Consider the following 2,504-nt stretch of genomic DNA (forward strand, 5'->3'; position numbering starts at 1 on the left):
GGTCATGCGGTCGGCTTCGAACTCCATCATCCGGCCGAGTTGATCCTTGGTGACGCGCTGGAAGTAGCCGGTGTAGTCGGTGGAGGTGAAGGCGTTCTCGCTGCCGCCGATGCGCTGCACCACCTGCGAGAATTCGCCGGCCGGATGCTTGGCGGTGCCCTTGAACATCAAATGTTCGAGAAAATGCGCGAGGCCGGATTTGCCGGGGGTCTCGTCAGCGGAGCCGACCTTGTACCAGACCATCTGCGTCACCACCGGGGTGCGGTGATCCGGGATCACCACGACCTGCATGCCGTTGGCCAGCGTGAAGGTGGCGGGGCGCTCCGAAGTGACGGTCTGCGCGGTGGCGAAGGTGGGGGCCAGCAGCAGCGCCAGCGCCGCGACGGAACGCACGGCCAATCGGGATGATGAGGTCATGACGGGGTGAGCTGCTCCTCGGCGCGGGTAAGCGATCGCGCCGGAACGCATCCGCGCGTTCCGGCCAAACGCAGGGCCAGATGATCAAATGGTTCGGCTACAACGGGACGCAACGCGAACGCTGCGGGTCAATATTTGCCGGTCATCGGATTGATGTTGGCCGAATTCTGCAGCACTTCCTTCGGCCCGGTGCCATAGGCATAACCGGACGATGGCGTCTGGTAGCCGGACGGCGGCTGGGTCAGCGACTCCCGGGTGGGCTCGCCCTTGAACTGGGCCGTCTCGCCCTTGTTGCCGCCGAACATGGTCTTGAACAGGCCGCCGTCGTAGCCGAGCTGCTTCGGACTCAGCACGATGTTCTTGTTGGGATCGCCGGGCGTGATGCTTTCGGAAGTCTGGGTCGGTTTCGAGCGCTGCATCGCCATTTCCTTCGGCGTCAGCGACCGGGCTGCCTCGAGCGAATTGCCCCGCGGGCGCTTGGCGGCTTCGCGGGCGGCGTTGCGCTGCTGGACGTCGGGATCCTTCGGCCAGTTCGGCACATCGGCCGCGGTTGCATCCGGCGGCGGCAGGGTGATCTTCGGCGGCACCACCAGCGGCGAGCGCTCGCGGTAGTCGATGCCCTGGTTTTCCATGTTGGTGCCGCCAAGGCCGGTCATGATCTGCTTGATGATCTTGTCTTCGAACGAGGAGTCATCCTCCTCGTCGTCCGCGGCGCGGGCGACGCCGGCCGACATCACGAGGCCGATTCCGAGGGCGATGGCGGTCAGCCGCAGACCGCGCCACAGCACGGCCGATGAAGTGTGCACAGTCGAACCGGTATCGGTCTCGCGCATCATGCTCATCCTGTTCAAATATCTCGGGGATCGCCAATGATGGCGCGCTCCGGTCGCTTCGCCCTTAGGTCACCGTATCGACCGGGATCAGGGCGCTTTTGCGGCGGGTACGCCCAGGAACGAGTCATACAGCAGAGCCGCTACCCCGGCAACAATGGCGACATCGGCCAGATTAAACACGTACCAGTTGTAGGTCTGGCCGGCTATTTCGACGTGCAGCAGCGCGAAATCCACCACGGCGCCCCAGGCGAAACGGTCGATGGCATTGCCGATCGCGCCGCCGATGATCAGCCCCAGCGCCACGGTCGCCAGCCGGGTCTGGGATTTCGCCATCCAGATCGCCAGCGCCACCACGGCCGCGGCCTTGACCGCGATCAGCACCATCTGCCCCACGGGGCCGGAGTCCGAGAACCAGCCGTAGGAAATACCGGTATTCCAGGCCAGCACCAGGTCGAAGAACGGCGTCACCGCCACCGCGCCGCGGCGGCCGATGTCGAACACGAACAGCAGCCAGAGCTTTGAGGCCTGGTCGAGGATCAGGGTCGCAAGGGCGGTAAGCAGGCCGGCGCGGAGGGCAGGGGAGGTCGGCGGCATCAGGAGGCTCGCCCCAAACTCGATGTCGTCCCCGCGAAAGCGGGGACCCATACGCCGTGAAGAGCTAATCCGGGCGAAGAAGACATGGCTGATCCTGTGCCCAGATTTCGAGGACGGTGGCTATGGGTCCCCGCTTTCGCGGGGACGACGATGAACATGTCTTTCGGCGATCGACTTAGCCTACCCCCAGCGCCTTCCATTCGCGCAGCGCGGCGGCGTCGCGCGGCGAGACGTCGGGATACTCCTTGTCCTCGCCCACCGTTGGCAGGATTTTCCACGACCGCGCGCATTTGGTGCCGACCGCCTTCTCCACCACCACGGCGACGCCCTGTACGTCGTTCAGGGTGAAAGCGCCGGCCGGCGCGTCTTCATTGGTCATCATCGCATTGGAGGTGATGAACACCTCGGCGAGATCGATACCGGCGAGAATCGCAAAGATCGCCGGGTCGGTCACATAGACCAGCGGCGAGGCTTCCAGCGACGAGCCGATGTTCTTGGCGGCGCGCTCGACTTCCAGCGCGCCGGTGACGACGCGGCGGACGCCGCGGATGGTTTCCCATTTCACCGCCAGCGCATCGTCGCGGTAGGCATCGAGCCCATCCGGAAACACCGTCAGATGCACCGAGGGCTCGGCGTCGGGCTTGTACATCCGCCACGCTT

Annotated in this window: 3 protein-coding genes and 1 pseudogene; all 4 read right to left on the reverse strand. The window is 65.1% G+C overall.

Annotated features, from left to right (window positions below):
- Nucleotides 1–417, reverse strand: a 417-nt coding sequence (locus JWR89_RS15645; RefSeq protein ID WP_299717710.1) for a pitrilysin family protein, incomplete at its 3' end; no start/stop codon positions are given.
- A gap of 128 nt (nt 418–545) precedes the next feature.
- Complete coding sequence (locus JWR89_RS15650; protein ID WP_299717712.1) at nt 546–1,250, reverse strand: hypothetical protein; 705 nt, start codon at nt 1,248–1,250, stop codon at nt 546–548.
- A gap of 87 nt (nt 1,251–1,337) precedes the next feature.
- Nucleotides 1,338–1,844 (reverse strand): signal peptidase II, encoded by a 507-nt coding sequence (gene lspA / locus JWR89_RS15655; RefSeq protein WP_299717714.1) that lies wholly within the window; start codon nt 1,842–1,844, stop codon nt 1,338–1,340.
- A gap of 175 nt (nt 1,845–2,019) precedes the next feature.
- Nucleotides 2,020–2,504: pseudogene (locus JWR89_RS15660) on the reverse strand (isoleucine--tRNA ligase); the annotation flags it as partial.

This window comes from Tardiphaga sp. (assembly GCF_028290785.1).
Lineage (GTDB): Bacteria > Pseudomonadota > Alphaproteobacteria > Rhizobiales > Xanthobacteraceae > Tardiphaga.

Coding starts and splice junctions, on each gene's coding strand:
- JWR89_RS15650 (WP_299717712.1), bottom strand. CDS start 1,250: ATGCGCGAGACCGATACCGGTTCGACTGTGCACACTTCATCGGCCGTG.
- lspA (WP_299717714.1), bottom strand. CDS start 1,844: ATGCCGCCGACCTCCCCTGCCCTCCGCGCCGGCCTGCTTACCGCCCTT.